The sequence below is a fragment of the Olsenella profusa DSM 13989 genome, assembly GCF_030811115.1.
Lineage (GTDB): Bacteria > Actinomycetota > Coriobacteriia > Coriobacteriales > Atopobiaceae > Olsenella_F > Olsenella_F profusa.
The window spans coordinates 2,078,673-2,104,500 of the sequence record NZ_JAUSQK010000001.1 but is presented as its reverse complement, the minus strand read 5'-3'; the positions used below and the strand labels follow the sequence as shown (position 1 = coordinate 2,104,500).

At 64.0% G+C, this 25,828-nt stretch carries 24 protein-coding genes and 1 pseudogene; 9 read left to right on the top strand and 16 right to left on the bottom strand.

Features of this window, described 5'->3' with window-relative positions:
* Window positions 1–90 precede the first annotated feature (90 nt).
* Window positions 91–528 (top strand): flavin reductase, encoded by a 438-nt coding sequence (locus tag J2S71_RS09750; protein WP_021727001.1) that lies wholly within the window; start codon window positions 91–93, stop codon window positions 526–528.
* A 6-nt stretch (window positions 529–534) separates the two neighbouring features.
* Here the strand turns inward: J2S71_RS09750 and J2S71_RS09745 are convergent, their stop codons facing one another.
* The 3 genes from J2S71_RS09745 to J2S71_RS09735 form a co-directional block, all read right to left on the bottom strand.
* On the bottom strand, window positions 535–822 hold the full coding sequence (locus tag J2S71_RS09745) for a PTS sugar transporter subunit IIB (protein WP_021727009.1): 288 nt from the start codon (window positions 820–822) through the stop codon (window positions 535–537).
* A 94-nt stretch (window positions 823–916) separates the two neighbouring features.
* Window positions 917–2,380, bottom strand: coding sequence for a PTS ascorbate transporter subunit IIC (gene ulaA, locus J2S71_RS09740; protein ID WP_040652285.1), 1,464 nt, complete (start codon window positions 2,378–2,380; stop codon window positions 917–919).
* A gap of 77 nt (window positions 2,381–2,457) precedes the next feature.
* Window positions 2,458–2,907, bottom strand: a complete 450-nt coding sequence (locus J2S71_RS09735; RefSeq protein ID WP_021727025.1) for a PTS sugar transporter subunit IIA — start codon at window positions 2,905–2,907, stop codon at window positions 2,458–2,460.
* 259 nt (window positions 2,908–3,166) lie between these two features.
* Between J2S71_RS09735 and J2S71_RS09730 the strand changes: the two genes are divergently transcribed.
* On the top strand, window positions 3,167–4,012 hold the full coding sequence (locus J2S71_RS09730; protein ID WP_021726944.1) for a DeoR/GlpR family DNA-binding transcription regulator: 846 nt from the start codon (window positions 3,167–3,169) through the stop codon (window positions 4,010–4,012).
* Window positions 4,013–4,285: 273 nt separating this feature from the next.
* Here J2S71_RS09730 and J2S71_RS09725 read toward each other — a convergent pair whose 3' ends face one another.
* A complete protein-coding gene (locus J2S71_RS09725; RefSeq protein WP_021727016.1) occupies window positions 4,286–4,792 on the bottom strand; it encodes a LabA-like NYN domain-containing protein in 507 nt (168 codons plus the stop codon).
* An 81-nt stretch (window positions 4,793–4,873) separates the two neighbouring features.
* On the opposite strand from J2S71_RS09725, the gene J2S71_RS09720 reads away from it, so the two are divergent.
* From J2S71_RS09720 to J2S71_RS09710, 3 genes are all read left to right on the top strand, one after another.
* The gene (locus J2S71_RS09720; RefSeq protein ID WP_307387982.1) at window positions 4,874–6,463 is read left to right on the top strand and encodes an IS3 family transposase; all 1,590 of its coding nucleotides are present in this window, start codon (window positions 4,874–4,876) and stop codon (window positions 6,461–6,463) included.
* Window positions 6,464–6,798: 335 nt separating this feature from the next.
* Window positions 6,799–7,305: a cobalamin-dependent protein gene (locus tag J2S71_RS09715; RefSeq protein ID WP_307391305.1), complete on the top strand. Its 507-nt coding sequence runs from the start codon at window positions 6,799–6,801 to the stop codon at window positions 7,303–7,305.
* Entirely contained in the window at window positions 7,230–8,312 is a 1,083-nt protein-coding gene (locus tag J2S71_RS09710; protein WP_307391302.1) for a B12-binding domain-containing radical SAM protein, read from the top strand. The genes J2S71_RS09715 and J2S71_RS09710 overlap by 76 nt, the downstream gene beginning before the upstream one ends.
* 404 nt (window positions 8,313–8,716) lie before the next feature.
* On the opposite strand, the gene J2S71_RS09705 is transcribed toward J2S71_RS09710, so the two are convergent.
* Both J2S71_RS09705 and J2S71_RS09700 read right to left on the bottom strand, forming a co-directional pair.
* On the bottom strand, window positions 8,717–9,295 hold the full coding sequence (locus J2S71_RS09705; protein WP_021727018.1) for a sugar O-acetyltransferase: 579 nt from the start codon (window positions 9,293–9,295) through the stop codon (window positions 8,717–8,719).
* Between the two features lie 113 nt (window positions 9,296–9,408).
* Window positions 9,409–9,750 carry a hypothetical protein gene (locus J2S71_RS09700; RefSeq protein ID WP_021727005.1) on the bottom strand — a complete coding sequence of 114 codons (342 nt, stop codon included), beginning with the start codon at window positions 9,748–9,750 and terminating at the stop codon, window positions 9,409–9,411.
* Between the two features lie 355 nt (window positions 9,751–10,105).
* On the opposite strand from J2S71_RS09700, the gene J2S71_RS09695 reads away from it, so the two are divergent.
* On the top strand, window positions 10,106–10,549 hold the full coding sequence (locus J2S71_RS09695) for a YunG family protein (protein WP_021726980.1): 444 nt from the start codon (window positions 10,106–10,108) through the stop codon (window positions 10,547–10,549).
* Between the two features lie 15 nt (window positions 10,550–10,564).
* Here the strand turns inward: J2S71_RS09695 and J2S71_RS09690 are convergent, their stop codons facing one another.
* Window positions 10,565–11,557 (bottom strand): YdcF family protein, encoded by a 993-nt coding sequence (locus J2S71_RS09690; protein ID WP_307391293.1) that lies wholly within the window; start codon window positions 11,555–11,557, stop codon window positions 10,565–10,567.
* Between the two features lie 183 nt (window positions 11,558–11,740).
* Here J2S71_RS09690 and J2S71_RS09685 point away from each other — a divergent pair, with 183 nt between their 5' ends.
* Entirely contained in the window at window positions 11,741–12,136 is a 396-nt protein-coding gene (locus tag J2S71_RS09685) for a flavodoxin family protein (protein WP_021727032.1), read from the top strand.
* Between the two features lie 70 nt (window positions 12,137–12,206).
* On the opposite strand, the gene amrS is transcribed toward J2S71_RS09685, so the two are convergent.
* The 6 genes from amrS to lepA form a co-directional block, all read right to left on the bottom strand.
* The gene (amrS, locus tag J2S71_RS09680; protein WP_021726943.1) at window positions 12,207–13,058 is read right to left on the bottom strand and encodes an AmmeMemoRadiSam system radical SAM enzyme; all 852 of its coding nucleotides are present in this window, start codon (window positions 13,056–13,058) and stop codon (window positions 12,207–12,209) included.
* Entirely contained in the window at window positions 13,055–14,494 is a 1,440-nt protein-coding gene (gene amrA, locus J2S71_RS09675; RefSeq protein WP_021726933.1) for an AmmeMemoRadiSam system protein A, read from the bottom strand. Before amrA ends, amrS begins: the two co-directional genes overlap by 4 nt.
* A 126-nt stretch (window positions 14,495–14,620) precedes the next feature.
* Complete coding sequence (locus J2S71_RS09670; protein WP_021726991.1) at window positions 14,621–15,424, bottom strand: YwaF family protein; 804 nt, start codon at window positions 15,422–15,424, stop codon at window positions 14,621–14,623.
* A 195-nt stretch (window positions 15,425–15,619) separates the two neighbouring features.
* Entirely contained in the window at window positions 15,620–16,933 is a 1,314-nt protein-coding gene (locus tag J2S71_RS09665) for a coproporphyrinogen-III oxidase family protein (RefSeq protein WP_021726983.1), read from the bottom strand.
* Window positions 16,920–17,975: a tRNA dihydrouridine synthase DusB gene (dusB, locus tag J2S71_RS09660; RefSeq protein ID WP_021726970.1), complete on the bottom strand. Its 1,056-nt coding sequence runs from the start codon at window positions 17,973–17,975 to the stop codon at window positions 16,920–16,922. The genes J2S71_RS09665 and dusB overlap by 14 nt, the downstream gene beginning before the upstream one ends.
* Entirely contained in the window at window positions 17,972–19,783 is a 1,812-nt protein-coding gene (lepA, locus tag J2S71_RS09655; RefSeq protein WP_307392475.1) for a translation elongation factor 4, read from the bottom strand. Before lepA ends, dusB begins: the two co-directional genes overlap by 4 nt.
* Before the next feature lie 135 nt (window positions 19,784–19,918).
* Between lepA and rpsT the strand changes: the two genes are divergently transcribed.
* Window positions 19,919–20,182 (top strand): 30S ribosomal protein S20, encoded by a 264-nt coding sequence (gene rpsT, locus J2S71_RS09650; protein WP_021727013.1) that lies wholly within the window; start codon window positions 19,919–19,921, stop codon window positions 20,180–20,182.
* 67 nt (window positions 20,183–20,249) lie between these two features.
* Here the strand turns inward: rpsT and J2S71_RS09645 are convergent, their stop codons facing one another.
* The 3 genes from J2S71_RS09645 to J2S71_RS09635 form a co-directional block, all read right to left on the bottom strand.
* Window positions 20,250–20,582 carry a CAT RNA binding domain-containing protein gene (locus J2S71_RS09645; RefSeq protein ID WP_021726947.1) on the bottom strand — a complete coding sequence of 111 codons (333 nt, stop codon included), beginning with the start codon at window positions 20,580–20,582 and terminating at the stop codon, window positions 20,250–20,252.
* Window positions 20,583–20,736: 154 nt separating this feature from the next.
* Window positions 20,737–23,043, bottom strand: a complete 2,307-nt coding sequence (gene metE, locus J2S71_RS09640; RefSeq protein WP_021727035.1) for a 5-methyltetrahydropteroyltriglutamate--homocysteine S-methyltransferase — start codon at window positions 23,041–23,043, stop codon at window positions 20,737–20,739.
* A 128-nt stretch (window positions 23,044–23,171) separates the two neighbouring features.
* A complete protein-coding gene (locus J2S71_RS09635; protein ID WP_307391279.1) occupies window positions 23,172–24,245 on the bottom strand; it encodes a PTS transporter subunit EIIB in 1,074 nt (357 codons plus the stop codon).
* Between the two features lie 346 nt (window positions 24,246–24,591).
* On the opposite strand from J2S71_RS09635, the pseudogene istA reads away from it, so the two are divergent.
* Window positions 24,592–25,740 (top strand): annotated as a pseudogene (istA, locus tag J2S71_RS12360) (IS21 family transposase); the annotation flags it as partial.
* Window positions 25,741–25,828: the final 88 nt, after the last annotated feature.

Genomic DNA, 25,828 nt, shown 5'->3' with positions numbered 1-25,828 from the left:
ATATCTATAACCGAGTCCTAAACTGGAAGTCAAAAGATGGGGGCGCATCCGGGGACAAAGTTCCGGCGGATGGCGAAAAGGTCCACACACATGGTACGCAAGCAGCATATCGAGAACGTGAGCGACTACGCCAACCAGATCGACAGGGCAATCCCCAAGGGCGTCCTTCTCACCAACAAAGCAGGCGACAAGGTCAACTCCATGACCATCGGTTGGGGCACGCTCGGCACCAACTGGAACAGGCCCGTCTTCGTGGCCTATGTCAGGACGCACCGTTCGACCGTCGCCCTTCTCGACAAAAGTCCCGAGTTCACGTCAACCCCCGTGGGTGACCTCGACCGCAGAGTCGTCGGCATCTGCGGCAGCAAGCGAGGCGACGAGGTCGCATTGGCCAGCCTCTCCCTCGTCGACTCCGACGTGGTCAGCGTCCCCGGCATCGCCGAGCTCCCCCTGACGCTCGAATGCAGGGTGGTCTACCGACAGCGGAAGGAGCTCTCGCTCTATCCGCCCGAGATTCTCGAGGAGTAAATGGACCTAGAGGTCGAGGCGCTCCTTGAGCTTGGTCTTGAGCTCCTCCTTGTCGAGGATGTTGCTGAGTACGATCTTCTGGTCGTCACCGACGCCCTCGATGAAGTCCCCGAGGTCACCACCGACCACAAAGAGGTCGGCCGCACCGGGATGGATGTCGGAGATCGTAGAGTGCACGACCTCGACGTCACTGACGCCCAGCTCCTTGAGGACCTCCTCGGTGTTCATGTGGACGATGAGGCTCGATCCGAGGCCGGATCCGCACGCACACATGATCTTGTTGATGTCTGGCATTGTTTGTTCCTCCTTGCCATGGATTGGGTGGTTGGACCGATACCTGAGGCCATCGGCCCCGTATGCAAACCTTGAGCAGCATGCCGTACCTCGGCTACTCCGCGACGGCATCCCTCTTGGGGATCGCGAGGTTGTAGACGATGGGTGCCAGGTAGACGAGGGCACAGAGGGCGAGCAGGAAGCCGCCTTGAGCAACGCTCACCACGTTTCCAAAGACGATGCCCATCCAAGAGAAGTCGGCGTCAGAGAAGGTCGTGCCGACATATCCGAGTGCGGAGAAGACCGGCATGCAGATGGCAGGCAGGAAGGTGATGAGCAGGCCGTGGGCAAAGGCACCGGCGACGCATCCCTTGATGCCGCCCTCCGCGTTGCCGAAGACGCCGGCCGTTGCCCCGCAGAAGAAGTGGGGTACGACGCCGGGTAGGATGAGGGCGACGGGCGCGATCGCGGCATCGATGCCGGCGAGGACGAAGAGGCCGACAAGGCCTCCGAGGAAGGAGACGATGAAGCCGATGATGACGGCGTTGGGGGCATAGGTGAAGGCGACGGGGCAGTCCAAGGCAGGCTTGGCGCCGGGGACGAGCTTGTCGGCTATCCCCTTGAACGCGGGGACGATCTCGCCGATGATCAGGCGCACGCCGGAGAGGATGATGTAGACCCCGCCTGCAAAGGACAGTCCGGAAGTGAGTGCCCAGACGATCCAGTTGGTCTTGGTCTCGGTGCCTATGTTGAGGAGGTTCCCCAGATACTGGAAGTCAGGGTAGTCGGTGGCGAGCTGGGTGGCGGTGGTTCCGGCCGGCACGGCCGCTAGGATGCCGCGGGCGACCGCGACGCCAGTGACGACCAGGAAGAACACGACCATCGTGATGCCAATGGACACGGTGGTGTCACGCAGGAAGACGAGCCGCTTGGAAAACCCCATCTCCTCGGTGCTTCTGCGCTTGGGGTCGTTGGCAAACAGCGAGCCCACGCGGCCGGCAAGCCAGTAGCCGACGCCTCCGAAGTGACCGAGCGCCACGCCCTCGGACTTGGTGACTTTCCTGAACGTCACCTGGCAGTAGGCCGGAGAGAGGGCCATGGCAAACCCAAGGAGGCAGCCGCCGGCGACCCACAGCATCCAGCCGGTGAGGTGACCCGCCCCGCCGAGGATGACCGCGAGCATGCACGCCATGTAGAGGGTGTGATGTCCGGTCAGGAAGATGTAGTTCCAACGCGAGAAGCGAGCGATGACGATGTTGAGCATCATGCCAAGGGCCATGATGATGGCGGAGTCGGTACCGAAGTTCTGGAGGGCGTCGGACACGACCGCCTCGTTGTTGGGCACGACCCCCTGCATGTTGAATGCGTAGTTGAAGACCTCGCCAAAGGCCAGCAGCGAGCCGGACTGGAGGAAGCTGGACCCAGCCGTCAGGACGAGGAAGCCGACGATCGTCTTGAGTGTCCCCTTGATGACGTCCTCGGGGGACTTCCTCTGCAGCACCAGGCCCACAAGGGCCAGCAGGCCGACGAGAATCGCCGGGGTTGACAGAATGTTGACGATGAACTCGAGAACTGGCATGTGCTCTCCCATCTTTGGGTCTTGTGCCTCGACGGCACGCAGGTCGTCGGAACGGTCTGCACCAGCGAATCGTGGGGTCAGATGTCCCTCGTGAACAGCTCGTATATCTCATCGGGCGTCTTGGCGTCGATGATGGCCCGGATGCTTGCTGGGTCGGAGAACATGGTCGCAAGCGTCCTCATCGCCTCGATGTGACCATCCGGGTCGGTCGCCGCAAGGGTGACGAGCAGATGCACGGGCTGGGCCCCCTCCTTGAAAACGATGCCGGCGCGCACCACGCTGACCGCAAGCTGACGCCTGATGACGCCCTGCTCGGGTCGGGCGTGAAGGAGCGCGAGCTCGGGTGCGATCACGAAATAGGGGCCATACTCCTCGGCGTTGGAGATGATCCCATCGATGTAGCCGGCCGTGACATACCCCTGGTCGACCAGGGGCTGGACGGCAACGTGCACGGCGTCCTTCCAGTCCTGGCAGGCATCGACGATCTGGACGTTCTCGCGCTTGAGCACCTCTGCCATGGCATTCATGGACATCCTCCCTTCATCCTTGGGAGTTCTGTGGGCGGGGAGCCACGACACGAACTCCCCTTGCGCTATCACAGTATTACTGTTTATTACTGATTACAAGATTTATTACCATTTACCGCTTTATTGCTACCACTTAATCCAGATTCCGCTTACTGTCTTAGCGACCCAGAGGCCATCCTGCGTCAAAAACGGGAGGAAAAGGTATGATTGGCATCATCCCATCACCCAGCAGCACCCAATCAGGAGGCACGCAGGAGACATGTTCCAACGGCAGCGACGCGCGGAGATACTCGCCACCATCGAGCGCGAGGGACACGTCGTCGTCGACGAGCTTGCCAGCCACTATGACGTGAGCGTGGAGAGCATCCGCAAGGACCTGCAGGCCCTCGTAAAGGCAGGCAAGTGCCAACGTGTGTACGGGGGGGCGGTGCGGCTGGACGGCTCTGTGACCGCCAACGGCAGCGACGGCGATACGACAAGGCAAGATCCCCGCTCCCTTGAGGACGCCTTCCCCACCAAACACATCCCTGACCTCGCGGGCAGCGGGGCCGGACGGCTTGCCGTGGCCAAGCGCGCCTTCATGGAGATCAACGACGGCGACTCGATCTTCCTCGACGTCTCCCGCACCAACGTCCTGCTCGCACGGCTCCTCGCCGAGAGCGACAAGCACGCCATCCTCACCACCAACATGATCGACGTCATGCGCGCGGTGGCCAACCACCCCAACATCACGGCGCTCTCCACGGGCGGCTTCCTCAACCAGGACCTCACCGGCTTCGTGGGGTCGGCCACCGTCAGCCTGCTCGAGCCCATACTGTTCTCCAAGGCCTTCGTAGGCGCCAACGGAATCGACCTCGGCCGCAACGCCGTTCTGGCGGAGAGCTTCGATGACGGTGCCGTGAAGTCGCGTGTCGTGCAGAACGCATCGTTCAAGTTCCTTCTGGCTGACGAGGAGAAGTTCGGACGCCAGGGACTCTATCGCTTTGCCTCGCTCAATGACTTCACCGGCATCATCACGGACACCCAGAACCCAGACGTGCTTGTGAAGCTCCAGCGCAGGGGGATTCCAACTCTACAGGCGTACCGTACCGACGATTCGAAGTAGCGCGGTCATGTCTGGCCCTTCCTCTCCTGAGCGATGTCTGCCAGGATCCCCACGACGTCCCCCTCTCGTCATCGCCCTCGGCCTCGATCTCGATGAGGTTGTCCTGTTTCCGCCAGACGTCACGCTCCTCAGGAACACGACGGAGGCAGAACACCTGGCCGCATCGACGAAGCGTGCGGCGGCCCAGGTATGGAGGCCGCCGGGAACCGTCACCGACAGGGCCATGGGATAAAGGGAGGCCACATGAACCCACCCATACTCGCATGGGGGCAGCTAGCCCCTCTCGACCTTCTCGACCTCGTCCCTGATGTCCTCGAGCTTGACGTAGTGCATGCCGCAGATGCCGCGAATCTCTCGGGCAACAAGACCATCTGTGGCTATGACCTTGAACTTCTTCCCGCGGGCTCTCAGGAGTTCCAGCGCCCTCTTGAAGTCGCCGTCGCCGCTCACCAGAACGGCCATGTCATATGTGTCAATCGTGGTGAACATGTCGAGCACGATCTCGACGTCGAGGTTGGCCTTTCGTATCGAGCTGTCGGTCTCGGAGTCATAGATCACCTTGACCGGCTTGGTTACCAGCGCATATCCCATATGTGTCAGGGCCGTCAGATACCCCTGCTGCGAGTCTGAGGAGGCGTCCGTCCCCGTGTAGTAGTAGGCGTCATCTATGGTCCCAAAGCGCGCACAGTAGTCCAAGAGCTTCCTGGTGTCGACATACCACCCAAGATTCCTCTGCATGTAGGTGTAGTTTGCCCCATCGACAAAAACGGCCACGCGCATGTGGGCTCCTCCCGTGGTGTCTCAGAACATTAAACTGTCAAAAAGGGGCCGGTACCGGAAATCCGTACCAAACGATGATGTTTGGAGGATGGCGTGTACTCCCTTGAGCAGAGGACAAGAGCGGTCGAGCTCTATATCAAGTATGGTTTTAAAGCCACGGCTACGATACGCGAGTTGGGATATCCAAGCCGGGCACAGCTTGTAGGATGGTATCGGGAATGGCAGGACAACGGAGGCGCGCTCAGGGGGCGCAACCTAGAACGCTACTCAGAAGGGCAAAGGCGGGCCGCCGTCAACCACTATCTGGAGCACGGCCGCTGCAACGCCTATACGAGACGCGAGCTGGGATACCCCGGAAGTACGCAAAAGCTCAGAGAGTGGATAGACGAGCTGGCACCTGGCGAGAGGCGGACAGCCGAGCCCAGGACGTTCACTCTCGAAGAGAAGCAGAAAGCCGTGACAGCGCTTGTCAGACGAGCCGGAAGCGCGCAACAGATCGCCGACGAGGTCGGCTCCACGCGTTGTACCCTCTACAAGTGGAAGCGAGAGCTATTGCCTGAGAAGGAGCCCCCGATGCCCGACACAAGCAACGCCGTCTCAAATGGCGCGTCCGACGCCGGAGCCGCCAGAGCGGCTCCCGTCACGCAGACAGAAATAGATGCCCTCGAGGCCAGGAAGGCCGAACTCGAGAAAGAGCTGCGCCAACTCGAGCTCAAGCGCGACATCCTGGAGGGCGCCCTCGAGATCCTGGGAAAAGGGACGGGCGCCGACCCGGCAAACGAGCTCACGAACAGGGAGAAGACTCTGCTGATTGAGTCGCTGCGCCCCAAATGGAGGCTGTGCGAGCTTCTCTCGGCGCTCGACATGGCCCGATCGAGCCACCAGTACCAACTCTCGGCCATCGCCGCCGGGGACAGGGACGCCGGGGCGCGGGAGCTGGTCTGCGCCGTCTTCAACGCCAACGACGGCGCCTACGGAAGGCGCCGCATCCACGACGAGCTCGAGGCACGAGGACATGTCATCGGCGAGCGCAGGATAGGGCGAATAATGGCTGAGGAGAAGCTCGAGGCGCACGGCAAGGCAAAGCCCGGGAAGGCCTACAGCTCCTACAAGGGCGAGGTCTCGGAACACCCCGGCAACAAGGTCTGCCAGGACTTCGAAGCCGGACTTCCCAACTTCCTATGGCTCACCGACGTCACGCAGCTCTCGATACCGGCCGGCAAGCTCTATCTGAGCCCGGTTTTGGACTGCTTCGACGGCGCCATCGTAAGCTGGACGACCTCGACCTCGCCCAACGCCGAGATGGCCAACTCCATGCTCAAGGCGGCTTTGGCCACTACGACAGACGAGGAGCGCCGCCATCTCGTGATCCATTCGGACTGCGGCTGCCACTACCGCTGGCCCGAGTGGATCTCCATCTGCGAGAAGGCCGGCATCATGCGCTCCATGTCGCGCAAGGGGTGCAGCCCTGACAACTCCCGCATGGAGGGCTTTTTCGGCACCATGAAGGTCGAGATGCTCTATGGCAGGGACTGGGCGGGCGTCACGTTGGATGAGCTCAAGGAGAGGATAGACGCCTATATAGAGCGTTACAACAAGACGAGGATCAAGCGCTCGCTGGGCTCGATGAGCCCCCTACAATACAGGCAGAGCTTGGGCCTCGCAGCCTAGCAGCAAGGTACGGAAAAGCGGTACCGGCCCTAAAGCGGCATGGCTTATACTCCGCCATGCCCAACCATAACCGACCATAACATACATATATGTCCTTTAGAGTCGACCCGTGTGACGGGCTTCGCGCGTCCGCACAACCCCTCCTCGCCGTTCACCATCATGTCACCACCCTTTCTACCAGGAACTTTCCACTCGCAAAAAATGCGTGCTGTTCACGCATTTCGCGTATGGGGCCCAGGGAAAGTGGGAATGGAATCGAGCAAAGTCCATGGGTGGCGCTTCTGGCCCAGAGGGTACCTGCCACCCGAGAGAGGTGCGACGGGGAGGCGCGTCTCATGAGGGTCGTCTTCATCACCCCGGCGTCGACGCTGAGAAGATCGCCCGTCTACCGGTGGGGGTCGTCCCTCTACGGCACACGCGATGCCATCACCGGCCCGCTCATCCTCGCCGGCATCGTCCGTCGGGCGGGCCATGAGGTGGAAGTCTACGAGGAGCTGCGTGGCACGGTCGACTACGAGCGGCTGTACGGGTGGGCGGACGTGGCCTGCCTCTACACGATGACATCCAATGCGCCCCGCGCCTATGACATCGCCGACCGCTTCCATGCACAGGGCCACGCCCGCGTCCTCATCGGAGGCCTGCACGCCTCGGCCCTGCCCGAGGAGGCGCTCGCACACGCCGACCAGGTGCTCGTCGGCGAGGGGAGCATACGATTCTCGACGTCGTCGAGGGCCGCCGCACCGAGCCCGTCGTCGAATGCGCGCCCGTGCTCGACCTCGATGCGGTTCCCTGGCCGGACTACTCGGTGCTCAAGACCCCCTGCGACGCGGCCGACGTCATGACCTCGCGCGGCTGCCCCTTCCGCTGTGCCTTCTGCACCACCACGCGGATGTTCCACCCCTACCGCAAGCGCAGCGTGGATTCCGTGATAGCCGAGATCAGGCACTACAAGGCCATGGGCTTCGAGTACATGAACTTCGAGGACGACAACTTCACGGCCGACAAGGGGCGCGCCAAGGAGATCTGCCGACGCATCGTCGCGGAGCACCTGCAGTTCAGGGAGACGTTCTTCTTCGGGCGCACCGACATGGCCAAAGACCCGGAGCTGCTCGACCTGCTCGCGGCCGCGAACCTCAACTGGGTGCTCATCGGCATCGAGTCGCTCAACCAGGCCTCCCTCGACGAGGTCGACAAGCACCAGAGCGTCGAAGACATCAGGCGGGCCGGCGCCGCCTGCCGCGACCACGGCATCCAACTCATCGCGAGCATCGTGCTGGGCATCGACACCGACACGCACAAGGACATCATGCGCTCGGTGGAGTTCGCGAGGGAGATCGGCGCGAGCAAGCTGCAGCCTGCCATCCTCACCCCGTTCCCCGGCACGGCGACCTACGACCAGTACCAGCGGGAGGGTCGCATGCTCGTGCGCGACGAGCGCGACTGGGAATCGTTCGACATGATGAACGCCACGTTCCAGCCCAAGCACCTCTCGCCGTGGGGCCTCGAGATGGAGTTCTTCGTCTGTGCCGACGCCTTCTACACCCTTGGGCACGCCATCGACGAGTGGCGACGCCACGGGCGCGACCAGGGAATCTCCATGCTCGGGCTGGCCGTGGTCGCGCGCCTGGGAGGCGTGGCCGTGCGCATCGCGAGCAGGGTGGCGCGGGGAAGCTACTACCACTTCCTCAGGCATGCGCCCTGGATGTTCGCCAGCGAGGGCGGGCGGGAGCCCAAGGCCGGGCCCGCGCGACATGGCCTCGGACCACTTGATGCCGCCGCCCTCGCCCTGGGGGTGGTCACGGGTGCCATCACGGGTGCCATCACCCTCGCGAGGGAGGCGCTGTCATAGACGTCGCATGGCGGCATGGGAGCGAAACGGCCCCAAGTGCGTGCTGACATCGGGGCTCAAAGGGGCTTGCGCGGTCAATCGGAGCCACTTCGACTCCCTTACGGACAAAAATCCTGGCTGTTTGCTGGCAATGGACGCTGCCGACACACCACGAGCACGCGCCCCAGCGCGCACTTGGGACCGTTTCGCTCCTTCAAGAGTCCTAACCACCCGCATGATGAGTGATCCTTGATGCCGCACGTCCCGCGCGGCACAGGGTTGGGTATCCTGAACGAAGAGGGTCCACCGCACGAGGAGATGACTCCGACAAGCGAGACAGCCAGTCGATCACGATGCCCGGCTCGAGGGCCTTGATAGCGGGGTCGAAGGCCTCCGTCTGCGCCGCCGGCGGCGCAGACGGAGGCCTACTCCTCCAGCGTGCGCACGACGCGCGCCGGCACACCCAGCGCCAGGGAGTTGGAGGGGATGTCGTGGGTGACCACGGCACCCGCCCCCACCACCACGTTGTCGCCAATCGTAACGCCGGGCATCACCGAGACGTTCCCGCCAAGCCAGACGTCGCTGCCCACATGCACGGGCTTGGAATAGGCCTCGCGGTCGCGACGGCCCGCCGCCGAGAGCGGATGCCCCGTCGTGGAGATGAGGCAGCCAGGTCCCACCATGCAGTTGTCGCCAAAGGTCACGGGTGCCCCATCGAGGATCGTCACGTTGAAGTTGAAGGTGCAGCGGTCACCGCAGCTGATGTTGGTGCCCACGTCGCACTGGAAGCCGGGCTGCACGTCGAGTCCGACGCCGCAGGGGCCGAGGAGGTCGCGCGCGGCGACGTCCCTGGCCTCGGCGTCAAGGGGGTCACAGGCGTTGAGTCTCGCGCAGGCCGCGCTTGCGCGATCCTTCCGCGCGGCAATCTCGGGCGCGTCGTAGTGGTAGATGTCCCCCGCCTCAAGCCGCTCGAGCTCGGTACGGGCATCCCTGTCAGTGCCCATGCTCTTCCCCTTCTCGGATTGTCCTCTTGTGAGGGGACAGGTTCACACCGGACTGGTGTGATTCTACACGTCGAACGCACCGTTCTCCGTAGGTGCGTTCGACGTGCCACGCCCTAACTGAAGAGCGAGCCGCTGTACCGCATGACCACGCGACACAGGAGGATGCCCTCGACCAGCATGGCCACGACAACCGCAACGGCGACGACGCTAAGCCACTCCATGGGGAGCCAGAGGACGAGCGGCATGAACAGGCAGGTCATGCTCATAGGCAGCATGCGCCGACCGGCCTGTCTCGCAAACTCGGGGCGCTTGCTCGTGGGAACGTTGCCGTAGTTGTAGTCGTGTATCAGGCTGACGTCCCCCGTCCTGACGAGCTTGAGGGAGACCCAGAGGAGATACGCACCGACCGACACACACACCACGAGACCCACGATGCGACCAAGGTCGACGGACATGAGGCGCCTCCATCACGAAGTTCCAAAGACCTGAGATAAACGAGCTCCCTACCCTCCATACCCACGTTCCCCCAGTGTTAGACGCTCCGAACGTCGCCATCCCATTTGCGGTTTGCGAGGCGCCGTTCGACTGTACGAGCCTGTCCTCCTGGACGATGTCGGGAAGGTACGCCTGACACGCGACATCGAAGAAGATGTTGCCGCTGCCCACCACAAATGCGACGTCGCATGGCTGGCCGAATGTCGGGAGGCCCAAACAACCAGGCCATGGACCTGACGAGGCCGACGGCTGCGCACTCATGTAGCATGTCACCAGCTCGTCTCACCTTGGCCGCACGGCAGATGGGAGCCCCCCATGCGACTCATGCGCTACCACTTCTTTGGCTGGGAGCAGGCGGACGTGGCGCCCACCAACCTGCGCTATGCGTCCATCCGCACCCCACGGGAGCTTTACGACCTGCTCGACGGCGTCTGGTGCGCGGAGACCTGCGCGCCCAGGATGCGCGACCGGTGGTCGCCCAGAAATCGGACGCTCGGCCAGTGCTCCATCACAGCCTTCCTTGCCCAGGACATCTTTGGCGGGAGGGTGCATGGCGTGCCGCTCGCAGACGGCAACTTCCACTGCTACAATGTGGTGCGCGGCCGCACGTTCGACCTCACGAGCGAGCAGTTCGCAGACCAAGTGCTCGATTACGCGGACAACCCCGAGCAGTCGCGCAAGGCCCACTTCTCCCAGGACGAGAAGCGCCTACGCTACGAGCTCCTCAAGGTACGCCTGGACGCGGCACTTGGGCTCTGAGCGATTTGCAAGCCGCTACAGCAGGCGCATGAGCGTGACAAGAGCCCACAGGCAGGCGATGACGACATAGGGGCTGTAGTGCTCCCGCGTGATGGCAACGAACTCACGGATGAATGCCGCGGGCCAGTACCACCTGCTCGTCCTGCTGCCGACGCCATCCGCGGCGATGCCCAGCCTGCGCGCGTACTCGACGCAGCGGAACACGTGGAAGTCGCTCGTGACCACGGCGCAGCGGTACGGGCGGCCCGACGAGCGCCCGTCCATCAGCTCCTTGGAGAGGCGCAGGTTCTCCATCGTGTTCGTCGAGCGATTCTCATCGAGGATGGCCGTCTCGGGAACCCCATGGCGCACGAGGTAGCCGTGCATGGCCTGGGCCTCCGAGACCACCTCGTCCGGCCCCTGCCCGCCCGAGACGACGATGACCCCATGCCCTCCCTGATCGTGCCAGAGCTCGATGGCCTTGTCGATGCGCCCGGCCAGAAGCGGGCTGGGCCTGTCGCCCACGAGTCCCGCGCCATGGATGACGATGTAGTCATAGAGGCGCCTCTTGGGCAGGCGTCGGTACAGCCACGAGTAGAGAAACAGTGCGACCAGGGTGAACGAGAACCACAGGCCCTCGAACACGAAGAGCTCGCCGAGGGTCACGAGCCACCCTGGCTCGCCCAGACCGCTCAGGATGGGAAAGGAGACATAGAGCACCAGGATGAACGCGGCCAGCATGAACGGCAGGGCGTTCGTCACGGAGCGGCCCTCCCTCCTCACCACGGTGACGCCGTTGATCGTCAGGAGGACGACTGCGACCAGGGGAAAGAGGAAGATGAGCAGAAAGATGACGAGGAGGAGCCAGGTCTGGTTCCTGAGCAGCACGATGCCCGCACCGAGCAGGCAGATGACAGCCGCAAGCAGGTAGAGCGCATTTCGGAACTGCCGCGGCTCGCGGGCGTACGACCGGACGAAGAGCACGGAGAACACAAGCGCTGGAAGACAGACGAACAGGATGGTGGACATGGGGGACCTCCTCTCAGGAGATGGTAGCGAAGGAGGCCACTCCGAGCCATGGGATAGGGTGACGGGGAGCTTACCCCTTTGTAAGGATGCACATGGAAAGTCCGTGCCAGCACGGTTGCACGGACAGACACCCGACAGCCGGGTACAATCGTGAGCGTTGCAAGCGAGAGAAGGAGGATCAGCATGACCGTTGCCGTCAGGTACTACTCCCGATCCGGGAAGACCAAGGCCGTTGCCGACACCATCGCGCGCGCTGCCGGCGTCGAGGCCATCTCCACCGATGCGCCCGACGCCGCACTCGCCGACCACGTCGATGTGCTCTTTGTGGGTGGCGCGCTCTACGCCTACGGGCTTGACAGGAACCTGTCCTCCTACCTCGGCACCCTCGACGCCAGCAAGGTGGGCAGGGCCGTGCTCTTCTCCACCTCGTGGCTGTCCAAGCACGCGCTCGACCTCATGCGCAAGGAGCTCGAGGCCAGGGGCATCACCGTGGAGGATACGACGCTCTACCTCAGGAGCGGCGCCGTCGACTCTGCCGAGGGCCAGGTCAGGGAGTTCGCCGCGCGATTCGTGGCCTAGCGGTTGGCGCAGCGGTGCCAGCCTACCCCGGCACCGCGATGGCCTGGGGCAGGATCGATGCGCATCGTCCCTAGCAGTTCCCCACGCACACGTGGGAGACGTACCGACGTGCCACATCAGCCAGCTCGTATACCTTCTCCACAGGTGTGGGTGGCACGTCCAGCAGGTGCCAGCAGGGAAAGAAGCGTGTCACGTGGTAGACGATGTCATCGCTGGTCCCATGCAGCCACTGCGCAATGGTCGCGATCTCTGCGGGCGTGTCGCTCCTTCCCGGTACGATGAGTGTGGTCACCTCGACGTGAACGCCCGCCGCGGCGAGTCGCGCTATCGTCTGACGCACGATGGCGGGGTCGAAGCCACACTCGTCGCAGAAGCGGGGCGTGATGCCCTTGAGGTCGATGTTGGCCGCGTCGATGAGGCCAACCAGCTGGTCTATCACCTCGGCATGCGCGTAGCCGTTCGACACGAGCACGTTGACGAGGCCGTGTTCATGGGCCAGCCGCGCACAGTCGCGCACGTACTCCCACCCCACCAGGGGCTCGTTGTAGGTGTAGGCGATGCCGATCACGCGCCCGTCGCGGTCCCGTTCCGCACACGCAAGCTCGACGAGCTGGCTGGGCGACACCTGCCGCCAGGGCACGTCATCCTCCCCCGCCTGTGCGATCTGATGGTTCTGGCAGAAGGGACACCTCAGGTTGCAGCCATAGCTCCCCACCGACAGCAGCAGGGAGCCGGGATGGAAGCGCGCCAGGGGCTTCTTCTCCACGGGATCGACGGCTAGCGAGGTGACGCGTCCGTAGTTGCCCGCCGTGATGGTCCCGTCGACGTTCCGTCGCGCACGGCAGAACCCCACGCCGCCCGTGGGGATGGAGCAGGAGCGCGGACAGGTGTGGCACACCGCGGTGGCGCGCAGGGCGCTCATGTGTGCCTCGCGACCTTGAAGCGCTCCAGCGACCAGTCATCATGATCCAGGTCGATGCCACCCTTGCGTGCGGCAATGCCCACCTGGTCCTCAACGGAGTCCACACCATCCAGGTCGGGCAGGAGCAGCCCCCGCCGCCCGTCGCACGTGGAGACGATCACGCCATAGCGCCTCACGTCGAGCTCATCCATGGACTCGATGGGCTCAGGCGTCGTGAGCACGTCCACGTCGTAGACAAGCTCGGACAGCTCCGAGGGCTGCACGGCCGAGAAGCGCGGGTCACGCGTGGCCGCACTGATCGCGTTGGCGCAGATCTCCTCTGCCAGGCTCGCCCGCGTGGGAAGGATCGTCCCAATGCAGCCGCGCAGCTCGCCGTCCTCCTTGAGCGAGACGAAGCATCCGGCTCGCGTCTTGTAGAGCTTGGCGGGCAGAGGGCCGCCCAGGGGCGCTACGTCGTTGGGGTCATGAGGGTCGATGCGCCTGCCATCCCGCACGTAGCTCTCGATGGAAAGGCGCGCGAGCCGCACCAGCAGGTCCTCGCGTGCCTTGTGGTCGGCCATCCTGTTCGCATGGAAGTCCTCGTACTGCTCGAGGAAGTCGCGCTCCTGGTCGGCGCCCACCGCGGACATGGGTGTGAACGCAGCCACCCCATAGCCCACGCCGAACGGCCCCTCGTAGCTCAACAGCTCCGCGGATACCGCCGTGCGATCAAGGGCACCGGCCATGATCTGAAAGCTCCTCAGCCCACATTCGGCAGCACGCTCCGCCAGGCTCGCGTCCATGGCAAGCAGTTCCAGGAAGTTGCCCGTGAGAAAGATGTCCTGCATCCTCTCGTCAAACTGGGGGCCCTCGGGTGCGAAGCCGTACGGGCCGTCGGGCGTGAGCTTGTGGCTCAGGTCACCCGAAGCGATGTAGACGACCCTCCTGTCCAGCGCGTCGGCCACCCTCTGGACGCATTGGCCCAAGCGATAGTGAACCGCTGGCGAGAGGCCCGAGATTCCCATGCGCACCACCTTGGGACGCGGCCGTCCCTCGGGCCATGCCCTCCAGACGAAGTGGAGCGGGATCATCGTCGCGTGATCGAGCGCGGGGTCCTGCTCCCCCTTCGTGCCGGCAGGGAGACCGGCATCCTCCGCCGCATCGCAGAGGCCGTCCACGAACTCCCGATCGTAGTCACACTGGTAGGCGGCCTCTGGCGCACCGAATCGTGCGAAGCTGCCCCGTGCATGGGCACCGGGAGAGATGTGGACGTAGTCTCGGTACATGATCGAGTGCGGCGACGAGATGACGAGCGTGTCGGGCGCACACGCGGCAACACGGCGCCCTACCTCCATATAGGCATCGATGGTGGCCTGGATGCCCCGCTCCTGTCCGCGACCCACGGCCGGGATGATCAAGGGCGGATGCGGAACTGCAAATGCAGCGACGATTGCCATGGCAACTCCCCTCTCACTATGATGAGCCTAGCACGCCGCATGGCGGGAGAGGGACGAACGACGCCAACGGTACCAATCAGGGGTGCGTCGTGCAGCCCTGTCCGTACGTGACGCTCTTCCAGCACCTCAGCGAGGGTCCGTCCGGCGCAGACCCCTGCCACCACATTGGCTGACATAAGCCGCCAGCGCATGCCAGCCGGCCCACAGGAGGCAGGACAGCAGCAGGTACGGCACGAGGTAGCCCGGATTGCCCCAGGTGTCCGACAACCACTCGAACGGCGTGCCCACAAGCGGGTGCGTCACAAAGAAGAAGTTGGTGCCAAAGGCGGCGTTGAACGGACGGAACAGCGCACCACCCACGATGGCGGCAACGAGCGGAATCCAGAGGTGGCACCTACGGGGCACGAAGTCCCCACCCAGAACAGGCGCCCAGACCATGACCAAGAGCAGCGTATGCTCGACAAATCCTCCCAGCGAGGCATAGGTCCACAGGGGGCAGTAGCTCCATCCCGGAAACAGTAGGGCAGCCAACGCGCCCGTCGCGCTCCATGCAAAGAAGAGCTCGCCCACCACGTGCGCAGCGGGGCGATCGCAGGTGAGGACAAAGGCAAGCGCCAAGTACTCGCAGAAGTTGCAGATGTGAAGCGGCCAGAAGATGGGTGACAGCAGCCCCAGGACCGCAGCTGCCACATCGCGTGAGGCCAGCAGGGCAAGGGGAATCACGGCCAATGCCAGAAGCATGCGCCGACGCGGGCGGCCCCATGCCAGCCCCTTGGGGAGGCACGTGTAGCGGTGCACCAGCAGTCCGGCGCAGACCAGACAGATGCCAAGCGCCATACGATGCTCCGGACCGAAGAGCGCAAAGCCGTGACCCCGCTCGAGCAGGACGGGTTCGGGCACGAAGAAGGCATCGAGCAACCCAGATGCCATCTGTGGCCTCCCCTCCACCCCGTCGCGAGCGCCTGTCGGGGTCCTCATCAGCTTCTCGGCGCGTTACGGTCGCTGTCTCGATGGCGGACCACTTCAAAGTGTACGTTTCCATTGATGCCAGAATCCGTCAACTGGGCAGACGTCGCGCGAATCGGCGGAGACGTACACGTTGAGGTATGTCGGGTAGCGATGCCCTTACAGGGTCGTATGCCCTCGCTGCGACGCGCGCCTGGGCCAGCTGCCCCTGCATCGGCAGCTAGGGGTCTGGCGGACGTCACCATCCGCCAGGCCCCACATGAGCCCGTAGAGCTCGTTGCCCAAAAGCCAGCCCGCCTCCGTGGGCACCAGCGCCCCATCGGAGGCGGCGCGGACGAGGTGACGGTCGAGGGCGACGCGCCGCACGTCCTGCCATGTCGTGCCAAAGGCGTCCTCTGCCGCGCACGCCAGCGCGGGGGCCATACCCGAGGAGCGCCGCGCGCCCAACATGAGATCCTCGGCGAGTGCCTGCCGTTCCCCCAGGAACTCGAGGTCGAAGGAGAGCGCGTCCAGAGCGGGATGAGCCGCCAACTCGCGTCGCCCCGTCGTGACGGTGAGCCGCGCGCGCACCGCGCCGGCAGGCGCCTCGGGCAGCTGGGGGCACCGCGTGCGCAGCAGCCCGTAGCCCTCGCGCGTGAGCATGGAGGCCGCGCTCGTACCAAGCCCCAGGTAGGGCCTTCCCGTCCAGTACATGCGGTTGTGGGCGCACGTCCTGCCGGGACGCGCATAGCTGGCAACCTCGTAGCGCACGAGCCCTGCCGCAGCGAGCCTGCGCGCCGCCTGCTCCATGCGGGACGCCTGCACGTCCGGGTCGTTCCATGCGGGCTCGCCCGCGCCCACGCGCCGTGCCAGGGCCGTGCCCTCCTCGATGGCGAGCGGGTACACGCTCACATGGTCCACACCCAGCTCGAGTGCGCCCCCGAGGGAGTCTCGCCAGCTGGCATCCGTCTGGTGTGGTATGGCGCACATGAGGTCGCACGAGACGTCAAGGCCCGCTTCCACGGCCGCGCCCACCCGCTCGCACGCCTGGCGGGCCGTGTGGATGCGGCCCAGCGCATGCAGCTCCTGGTCATGCAGGCTCTGAACGCCTATGGAGACACGCGTGGCGCCAGACCGTACCAGCGCCGCCAGCACCTCGTCGGAGAGCGAATCGGGGTTGGCCTCCACGCTGAGCTCGACGACGTGAGGGCAGAGCTCCCGTATGCCTGCCACGAGCGAGGCAAGTGCGCGCGCCCCCAACAGCGTGGGCGTACCGCCCCCGATGTAGGCCGTCCCAATGCCGTCCAGCATCCCCAGCCCGCCAAGCTCCGCAAGCTGGGCCCGCAGTGCACGCGCATAGGCATCCATGAGCGGATCGCCCTCAGGCATCGCCCACGAGGCGAAGTCGCAGTAGGCGCACTTGTTGGCACAGAAGGGCACGTGCAGGTAGAGGGCCTCGGCACGGCGCCGATGATAGCGCTCAGCCCACCTCATGTGCCACCTCGCGCAGCTCCTGGCACAGCTCGACGAACTCCTCGATCGACGTGCAGCCCATGAAGCGCCCGCGCCACGAGGTGGCATGGGGCAGGCCCTTGAGATACCAGCCGGCGATGCTGCGTCCCCGTGCCATGTGGGCACCTGTGGCATCAAGGAGCCTGAGCTGGAGCTCCAGCGCGGAAAGACGCTCGGCAAGCGTGGGCACGTGGTGCTCGCGCCGCGCAAGGATGTCACGGGCCTCGCCAAAGAGCCACGGGTTGCCATAGGAGCCGCGGGCCACCATCACGGCCGTGGCCCCCGTCTCCCGCAGCATGCGCACGGCGCGCTCGGCGCTCAGGACGTCCCCCGAACCAATGACCGGCACCCTCACGGCCTGCACGACACGGCCCACCACATCCCAGTCCGCCTGGCCCCGATAGAGCTGCGAGGCCGTCCGCCCGTGCACGGTAAGGGCCGAGACGCCCGCCGCCTCCATGGCACGGGCAAACTCGGGCGCCACCTCCTCGCCCGCCCGGCGTCCCCGTCTGATCTTGCAGGTGACGGGTACCGTTGTCTCGGCCAGGCAGGCCCGCACGATGTCCGTGGCACGCTTGGGGTCGTCCAGCAGCGCCGAGCCCTCGCCCTTGCGCGTGACCTTGGGTACGGGACAGGCCATGTTGACGTCGATGAGCACGAGGCGCTCCTTCAGGCGCTGCTGCACGGCGGCGGCGGCCTCGCGGAACTGCTCCGGCCTGCTGCCAAAGAGCTGCACCGCAATGTCAGGCTCGCCCTCGATGGGATATACGAGATCCCATGTCTTCTCCCCACCGTAGTGGATGCCTGCCACAGAGACCATCTCGGTGTAGGCGAGGGCCGCTCCGCCAGCGCGCGCCATCAGGCGGTACGCCCCGTCGGAGACGCCCGCCATGGGTGCCATGAGGAAGGGGTTGTGGGCAAGGCGCGCGCCCAGGGTGTCCCCGAGCGTGGACGCAAAGGGTGCGACCCCCGTGCTCAGGTCAGCGGCGGGGCCATAGGCCCGCAGCAGCTCCAGGGGCGTCACGCGTCATCCACCTTCAGCACGGCCAGGAAGGCCTCCTGCGGCACCTCCACCGAGCCGATGGCCTTCATGCGCCTCTTGCCCTCCTTCTGCTTCTCGAGCAGCTTGCGCTTACGCGAGATGTCGCCGCCGTAGCACTTGGCCAGCACGTCCTTGCGCACGGCGCGCACCGTGGAGCGGCTGATGATCTTGTTGCCGATGGCACCCTGGATGGGCACCTCGAACTGCTGGCGCGGGATGATGTCCTTGAGCCTGTCGCAGAGGCGACGGGCCATCCCGTAGGCCTTGTCCCTGTGCACGATGAACGAGAGGGCATCCACCTCGTCACCCGCCAAGAGGATGTCCAGCCTCACGAGGTCGCTCCTGCGATAGGAGCCGATCTCGTAGTCGAGCGAGGCATAGCCCTTTGTGCGGCTCTTGAGCTGGTCGAAGAAGTCCAATATGAGCTCGGCCAACGGTATGTCGAAGTGCATCTCAACGGACTTCTCGGAGAGGTAGACCATGTTGCCGCACTCGCCGCGATGCTCCACCACCAGCTGCATGACGGCACCCATGAAGGTGGGGGGCACGATGACCTTGGCCTTGAGGTAGGGCTCCTCGATGCGGTCGATGCGCGTGACGTCAGGCAGGTCCTGCGGGCTCGTGACCTCCGCCATGGTGCCATCCGTCCTGTACACGTGATAGTTGACGGAGGGCGAGGTGGCGATGAGGTCGAGCGCGAACTCGCGCTCGAGGCGCTCCTTGACGACCTCCATGTGGAGCAGCCCCAGAAAGCCCACGCGGAAGCCGAAGCCCAGCGCCACCGAAGTCTCGGGCGTCCACACGAGCGAGGGGTCGTTGACCTTGAGCTTCTCAAGCGCGTCGCGGAGGTTCTCGCACTGCTTGTTGTCCATGGGGAAGAGTCCCGTGTAGACCATGGGCTTGGCCTCCTGGTAGCCGGGGCAGGCCTCGGCACAGGGATGGCCCTCGGAAGTGATGGTGTCGCCCGTCTTCACGAGGGCCGTGTCCTTGAGGCCCGTGACCACGAAGCCCACCTCGCCCACGCCCAGCTCGTCGAGGGGCGTCTCGAGCAGACGCCTGCAGCCCACGCCGTCGCAGAGGAAGCTGTCGCCCAGCGCCATCATGCGCAGGTGGTCACCCCTGCGAACGTGCCCGTCAAACACGCGCACCGTGGCGATGACGCCGCGGTACTCATCGAAGTAGGAGTCCAGGATGAGGGCCTTGAGCGGGGCGTCCGCAGCGCCCGTGGGCGACGAGACCAGATAGACGATGGCCTCCAGGAGTTCGTGGATGCCCTCGCCCGTCTTGCCCGAGACGAGCACCGCATCGTCGGCGGGAATGGCCAGCTCGTCCTCGATCTCCCGCTTGACCTCCTCGGGATGGGCGCTGGGCAGGTCGATCTTGTTGATGCAGGGCACGATGTCCAGGTTGGCGTTCATGGCCAAGGCGGCGTTGGAGACGGTCTGGGCCTCCACGCCCTGGGTGGCATCCACCACGAGCACGGCGCCCTCACAGGCAGCCAGGGAGCGCGAGACCTCGTAGGTGAAGTCCACATGACCCGGCGTGTCGATGAGGTTGAACTGGTAGCGTTGGCCATCGTCCGCGTCGTACTCCACGCGCACGGCGTTGGACTTGATGGTGATGCCACGTTCCTGCTCGATGTCCATGGAGTCGAGCATCTGGCTCGTGAGCTCACGCTCCTCCACCGTGTGCGTGAGCTCGAGGATGCGGTCCGAGATGGTGGACTTGCCATGGTCTATATGCGCAACGATCGAGAAGTTGCGGATATGTGAGGTGTCGTTGTTGTTCATGGCGTTGATGATAGCGTAAGTCCCCAGGCCCATGCTATACTTCCGGAGCTGACCTCGCCGTGTCGGGTACGGGCACCCCACGTCCGTCCCCATCAGATAGAGGCCTCACGAGTCAGAATGCGAAAGGAACCGCACGTGGCAAACATCAAGTCTCAGAAGAAGCGCATCATCACTGCCGAGAAGGCACGCGTCCGCAACAAGGCCGTCCGTTCCGAGCTCAAGACTGCCGTGAAGAAGGTGCGCGTGGCCGTCGAGAACAGCGACGCCGAGCATGCGCAGCAGTATGCCAACCAGGCTAACCGCCTGCTTGACAAGGCTGCCTCCAGGGGCATCATCCACAAGAACCAGGCCGCCGGGCGCAAGAGCGGCGTCCAGAGGCTTGTGAACTCACTCAGGTAGATCGCCCACAACACACCGCAGTCGCAGGGTCTCCCGGACATCCGGGGGGCTCTTTTTAGGCTCTTCGTCACTTCTGGTGGGTAGCACTCCTGCGCCCCTTGAGGGCGTGGCCTCCGAATGGTAGGATTTCCCCCGACTGGAGGCTCCGTCCTGGAGGCGCGATGTGGATGCTCGTGCAGGCAAGGTCTGCGAGCTGTGCCGCAAACTCGAGCACGTCTTCTGGAAGCTCGCTCACCAGTCCCAAAGACTTGGGATCGATGCCGTAGAACGTGCGCTTGATGTCGAAGAGCGGAATCTCGCGCGGTATCGTGCCGAAGCTAGTGCCAAGCGCGATGAGCTCGTGCCCTTTGCCGTCGGCGCAGATGGCGGCATTGTTGTTGATGCTCTTGATGACGCGCATGGAGCTTTTCGGTCCGACAACGATGGCTCCTGCATTGTAGCGAAGGCCCTTGCGGGCGGAGAAAGAGCATTCTGCTGATGGTAGGCACAGAACAGACGCCCTCCCTGAGAGATGTCTGCAGAGAGGGCGCTGACGTGGACGTATATACAGGCTGTCAGGAGAGCTCGGCGCGGACCTTGTGCGCAGCAGCCACGAGGTTCCTGAGGCTTGCCACCGTCTCCTTTGTGCCTCTCGTCTTGAGGCCGCAGTCGGGGTTCACCCAGAGCTTCTCTTTCGGGATGTGCTCGAGCATGCGGTGGAGAGCATCGACGATCTCTTCCTTGGAGGGCACACGCGGCGAGTGGATGTCGTAGACGCCGGGGCCGACTTCGGTCCTGAAGCCTGCTTCTGTGAGGCTCTTGAGGATCGAGAGGTTCGACCGCGATGCCTCGAACGTGATCACGTCGGCATCCATCTCGTCAATCTCATGGATGATGTCAGAGAACTCGCTGTAGCACATGTGGGTGTGGATCTGTGTCTCAGGCTTCACGCCGCTATGGACGAGGCGGAAGGCGGGAATGGCCCAGTCGAGGTATTCCCTGTGCCAATCGCTCCTACGTAGCGGCAGCTTCTCGCGCAGGGCTGCCTCGTCGATCTGGATGATGCGGATGCCTGCACGCTCGAGGTCGAGGACCTCGTCGCGGATAGCAAGGGCGATCTGGAGCGTACTCTCGCGGCGCGGGATGTCCTCGCGCGGGAAGGACCAGTTCAGGATCGTGACGGGTCCGGTCAGCATGCCCTTCACGGGCTTGTCCGTGAGGCTCTGCGCATAGGTGCTCCAGCCGACCGTAATGGGATGGCTGCGCCAGATGTCTCCCCAGATGATGGGAGGCTTCACGCAGCGCGTGCCGTAGGACTGGACCCAGCCGTTGTTTGTGAAGAGAAAGCCTTCGAGATTGTCGCCGAAGTACTCGACCATATCGTTGCGCTCGTACTCGCCGTGCACGAGGACATCGAGACTGAGCTCTTCCTGGAGCTTGATACAGTCGGCAATCTTGCCCTTGATGAACTCGTCGTACTGCTCCTCGGAGATCTCACCTTTTCTTTTGGCCCTGCGGCTTGCGCGCACATCGCTCGTCTGGGGGAAGGAACCGATCGTCGTGGTCGGAAGAAGCGGCAGCCCCAGCTCTCGGTGCTGGATTTTCTCGCGCTCAGCGAAGGCGGGTGTGCGATGGAAGCTCTCCTCGGTGAGGGTGGCAAGGCGTTCGTGCACGGCCTTGTTCGGTGCTGCGTGCCCTTCATGGAAGAGTGCATCGTTGGCAGCGAGGGCAGGGTCGGATGCTGGACTGTCGAGTAGCCCTTCTACGCTCGTGCCGCTGCCTGCCGCACGGTCCAGGATAACGTGGAACTCATTCAGCTCTGCAAGCTTTTCCTCGGCGAAAGCGAGATGCTTCAAGCGGTCAGGTTCGAGCTGGGTTTCGGCGGATGTGGTGTAGGGCACATGCAGAAGCGAGCAGCTTGTGGAAAGCACGACCTTGCTGTCAGGTGCAAGGCTCTTCAGATGCGAGAGGGCTTGGCGGTAGTTCGTGCGCCAAATGTTCTTGCCGTTCACGATGCCGGCGAAGAGGACGGTATCTTTTGGGAAGCCGGACGAGACGAGCTCGTCGGTCTTCGTGCCTTCGACGAAGTCGAGGCCGATGCCGTCGAAGCCGAGCTTCGTGACAGTCCCATAGATATCGCGGATGTCGCCGAAATAGGTCTGAAGCAGGATCTTGCAGCTGTGCTTTTGGTTCAAGAGGGTGCGGGCGATCCTCACGAAGAGCATCTCATCCTCTTTGCTGATGTCATGTACGAGCCAGGGCTCGTCGAGCTCGAGCCAGGCACCTTCTGGTACGAGCGCCAGAAGCTCCGCATAGACAGAAGCAATCTTTTTTGCCCATACGTTCTCGTCGGCACCCTTGGGCAGCTGGGCAAGTTTCAGGAACGTGAAGGGGCCCGCGACGGAGATCTTGAGCTGTTCTGCTGCAAGCCCCGCAGCACATGCTTCCCCGATCTGGCCACGCAGGGCATCCGGCACGAGGTGGAGCTCCATGCTTTCTTCGAGTTCGGGTACGAGATAGTGATAGTTCGTGTTGAACCACTTCTTCATTGCGAGGGCATGCACATCGCCGTGCGTGCCCTGGTAGCCATGAGCCATAGCGAAATAGGTATCGAGGGCATCGAGGCCGAGCTTCTGGTAGCGCTCCGGCACGGCGCCGAGCATCATGGCAGCATCGAGGACGTTGTCGTAGAGCGAGAAGTCGCCTACCGGTACAAGGTCGAGCCCGCACTCGAGCTGCACGGTGCGGTTCTCGGCTCTGAGCCTGGCTGCCTCTGCGGCAAGCTTGTCCTTGCCGAGCTGCCCCTTGAAGTAGGCTTCTTCCGCACGCTTGAGTTCGCGTTTTTGTCCGATGCGGGGATATCCGACTATGGTCGTCTTCATGAGCTGCCTTTCACTCGATGTCCTTTCTTCGCATCAGAGTATAAGCATGCAGGTATCGTCTGAATAATATCTATTATCTATTCGCTGCCTCAAGATATAGCGTGAGACTATGGACGGAAGCTGCATTGTCAGGACGACAAGAGGCACGTTCCGCTGTCTGCAACGCCTGTATCCTCGCCGTTGCCGAACGAGAACATGAAGTCGCCGATTGCATTGCCGAGGACAGAGCCAATCGGAACAAGAGCGCAGAGGCCCACAGGGACCATCACGAACATCGTGAGGAAGGGCACAAAGGCCGTGGAAAGCATGTCGGGGATGACACGCTTGAAGAACTTCTCGACCTGCCAGAGCACCGGCATGCAGAGAAGAATCGGAAGCACGGTAGAGGAGTAGATGTTGAGCATCGCGGGGATGCCATAGATCGACGTGAAGGTCTGGCCGGTCTCGGCTGCTGCCGTGACGATGTTCACGAAGTCAGGAGCGATCAGGACGCCGCCCATCATCATGCCGAGCATCTTCGGGCAGCCGAGCTGCTGTGCTGCCGAGTATCCCAGATATATTGGCATGAAGTAGTAGCCTGCATCGTAGATCCAGTTGTAGAAGAGGTTGTAGATATCAGAATCTGCTGCCCAGAGATTGAGCATGCCGGGACCAGCGATGACAGCAATTGTGCGGAACATGGCAGCGCCCATCATGACAGGGATAGCAGCGACCATGGTCTTGGAAAGATAGTCAAGGATTGCCTGGCCGACGCGCTTGGCGCTCCAAGGCTTCTTCGGCAGATTGGTGTCGAGGTTCTCGTCTATTGCGCCGCCGGCAGAGACGCCGAGCTTCACGATCGCATCGTAGACCTTCGGGACGTTCTGGCCGATGATGACCTGGTACTGACCGCCGGACCACTGGCAGCCGAGGGCGCCCTTGATTGCCTTGATCTTGTCGTCGTCGGGGGCCGATTCGTCCTTGAGGTTGATCCTCAGCCTTGTCATGCAGTGCGCGATGCTTGTGACGTTGTCCTTGCCGCCGATTGCGGCGAGGACCTTTTTCGCGATTCTCTCGTTGTCTGCCATCTTTGCCTCCCGTATCAGAGCGTTGCTTCCCCTGCTGCTCTGATCGTTCCGAGGAGGTGCCATCCTTGGAAGCCGTGGCTCCAAGAGGTCGATGCCTAATAAAACCGGCTCTTCGTCACTTCTGGTGGGCAGCACTCCTGCGCCCCTTGAGGGCGTGGCCTCCGAACGGTAGGGCTTCCCCCGACTGGAGGCTCCGTCCCGGAGGCGCGATGTGGATGCTCGGGCAGGCATGCCGGCAAGGCCCTTCGAGAGGTCGACGGGGCCCGGGGACGAGCGGGAGGTCTCCGACGTCTGGCTCGGGGAGCGCGAGGGGGCGCAGGACGAGCCCCACGTGGGGGTGGCCCACAGGAGGGGCCAGGTGTGTTTGATAGCCTCTCAGTTGCGGGTTTGAGCACCGAAGTCTTTCGGGTCTGAGCACGAAAATCTTTCGCATGTGTGCATGGGCACGCCGACCACCCGTTGATGTGGCCTACCTTTGTCGATGCGTCCGTTTTCGACACGAGGAGGCCAAGAGAGGATGATCGGCGTGGACAAGATCGAGGACATCAGGAGGATGTGGAGGAGAGGCGTCTCGGTGGCTGACATCGCGCGAGCCGCCGGCGTGTCCGAGCCCACGGTGCGCAAGCACAGGGACATGGAGGACCTGTCGCCGGAGCCGCCCAGAAGGACGGGGGGCGAGAGCGAGCTGCTCGCGCCCTATGCCGGCACCATCGACAGGTGGCTCGCCGACGACGCCAGGCACTGGAGGAGGCAGCGCCACACGGCCGTGCGCGTGTACGTGCGTCTGAGGGACGAGGAGGGCTACGACGGGTCGTACTCGACTGTGCAGAGGTACGTGAGGAGGCGCCGCGGGGAGATGGCCCGCGAGGCGGACCAGAGGGACGCCCAGGGCTTCCTGCAGCTGGACTGGCTCGCCGGCGAGTGCCAGGTCGACTTCGGCCAGGCGGACTCCGGGGTGAGGGGCGCGCTCACGCGCGGCCACTGCCTCGCGGTGAGCTTCCCGCACCCCGACGTGGGCCTCACGCAGGTCTTCTGGGGCGAGGCCGCCGAGTGCGTGCGCGAGGGGCTCGCGGGCGTCCTCGCGTTCGTGGGCGGCGTGCCCGCGCGCGCGGTGCTCGACAACGCGACGGAGGTCGGCAGGAGGGTGTGCGGGGAGGTGCGCACCAGCGAGCTCTTCAGGCTGTTCGCCGCCCACTACGGGCTCGACCACGCCCTCGCCGACCCCTACTCGGGCAACGAGAAGGGCAACGTCGAGAACGAGGTCGGCTGCCACAGGCGCGACGCCTTCGTCCCGGTCCCGAGCTTCCACGACGTCAGGGCCTTCGACCGGCGCCTGCTCGCGGACTGCCTGGACATGAGCGACAAGCCCCACTACCGCCTCGGCACCCCCGAGCCCGAGCTGTTCGAGGAGGACAGGGCCGCCCTGCGCGAGCTGCCGCCCGCCGCCTTCTCGTGCGCGAGGTGGGAGGTCCGCAGGTGCAGCAGGCAGGGCGTGTTCACGATGGGCGGCGTCCACCGCTACTCCGCGGGCCCCGCCTACGCCCGCAGGGAGGCCAACGTCGCGCTCGGCGCCTTCGACGTCACGGTGGTCGACCAGGAGACCGGCGAGGTGGTCGCCACCTACGAGCGGGAGTGGGGCGACGCGCCAGCCGACTCGTCGGACCCCATGCTGCAGCTCAAGCTGCTGTGCATGAGGCCCGCCGGCTGGCGCGACGGCA

Bases quoted from the DNA above. Each gene is read 5' to 3' on its own strand.
- J2S71_RS09750 (WP_021727001.1), top strand. From the start codon at position 91: ATGGTACGCAAGCAGCATATCGAGAACGTGAGCGACTACGCCAACCAG.
- J2S71_RS09745 (WP_021727009.1), bottom strand. From the start codon at position 822: ATGCCAGACATCAACAAGATCATGTGTGCGTGCGGATCCGGCCTCGGA.
- ulaA (WP_040652285.1), bottom strand. From the start codon at position 2,380: ATGCCAGTTCTCGAGTTCATCGTCAACATTCTGTCAACCCCGGCGATT.
- J2S71_RS09735 (WP_021727025.1), bottom strand. From the start codon at position 2,907: ATGAATGCCATGGCAGAGGTGCTCAAGCGCGAGAACGTCCAGATCGTC.
- J2S71_RS09730 (WP_021726944.1), top strand. From the start codon at position 3,167: ATGTTCCAACGGCAGCGACGCGCGGAGATACTCGCCACCATCGAGCGC.
- J2S71_RS09725 (WP_021727016.1), bottom strand. From the start codon at position 4,792: ATGCGCGTGGCCGTTTTTGTCGATGGGGCAAACTACACCTACATGCAG.
- J2S71_RS09715 (WP_307391305.1), top strand. From the start codon at position 6,799: ATGAGGGTCGTCTTCATCACCCCGGCGTCGACGCTGAGAAGATCGCCC.
- J2S71_RS09705 (WP_021727018.1), bottom strand. From the start codon at position 9,295: ATGGGCACTGACAGGGATGCCCGTACCGAGCTCGAGCGGCTTGAGGCG.
- J2S71_RS09700 (WP_021727005.1), bottom strand. From the start codon at position 9,750: ATGTCCGTCGACCTTGGTCGCATCGTGGGTCTCGTGGTGTGTGTGTCG.
- J2S71_RS09695 (WP_021726980.1), top strand. From the start codon at position 10,106: ATGCGACTCATGCGCTACCACTTCTTTGGCTGGGAGCAGGCGGACGTG.
- J2S71_RS09690 (WP_307391293.1), bottom strand. From the start codon at position 11,557: ATGTCCACCATCCTGTTCGTCTGTCTTCCAGCGCTTGTGTTCTCCGTG.
- J2S71_RS09685 (WP_021727032.1), top strand. From the start codon at position 11,741: ATGACCGTTGCCGTCAGGTACTACTCCCGATCCGGGAAGACCAAGGCC.
- amrS (WP_021726943.1), bottom strand. From the start codon at position 13,058: ATGAGCGCCCTGCGCGCCACCGCGGTGTGCCACACCTGTCCGCGCTCC.
- amrA (WP_021726933.1), bottom strand. From the start codon at position 14,494: ATGGCAATCGTCGCTGCATTTGCAGTTCCGCATCCGCCCTTGATCATC.
- J2S71_RS09670 (WP_021726991.1), bottom strand. From the start codon at position 15,424: ATGGCATCTGGGTTGCTCGATGCCTTCTTCGTGCCCGAACCCGTCCTG.
- J2S71_RS09665 (WP_021726983.1), bottom strand. From the start codon at position 16,933: ATGAGGTGGGCTGAGCGCTATCATCGGCGCCGTGCCGAGGCCCTCTAC.
- lepA (WP_307392475.1), bottom strand. From the start codon at position 19,783: ATGAACAACAACGACACCTCACATATCCGCAACTTCTCGATCGTTGCG.
- J2S71_RS09645 (WP_021726947.1), bottom strand. From the start codon at position 20,582: ATGCGCGTCATCAAGAGCATCAACAACAATGCCGCCATCTGCGCCGAC.
- metE (WP_021727035.1), bottom strand. From the start codon at position 23,043: ATGAAGACGACCATAGTCGGATATCCCCGCATCGGACAAAAACGCGAA.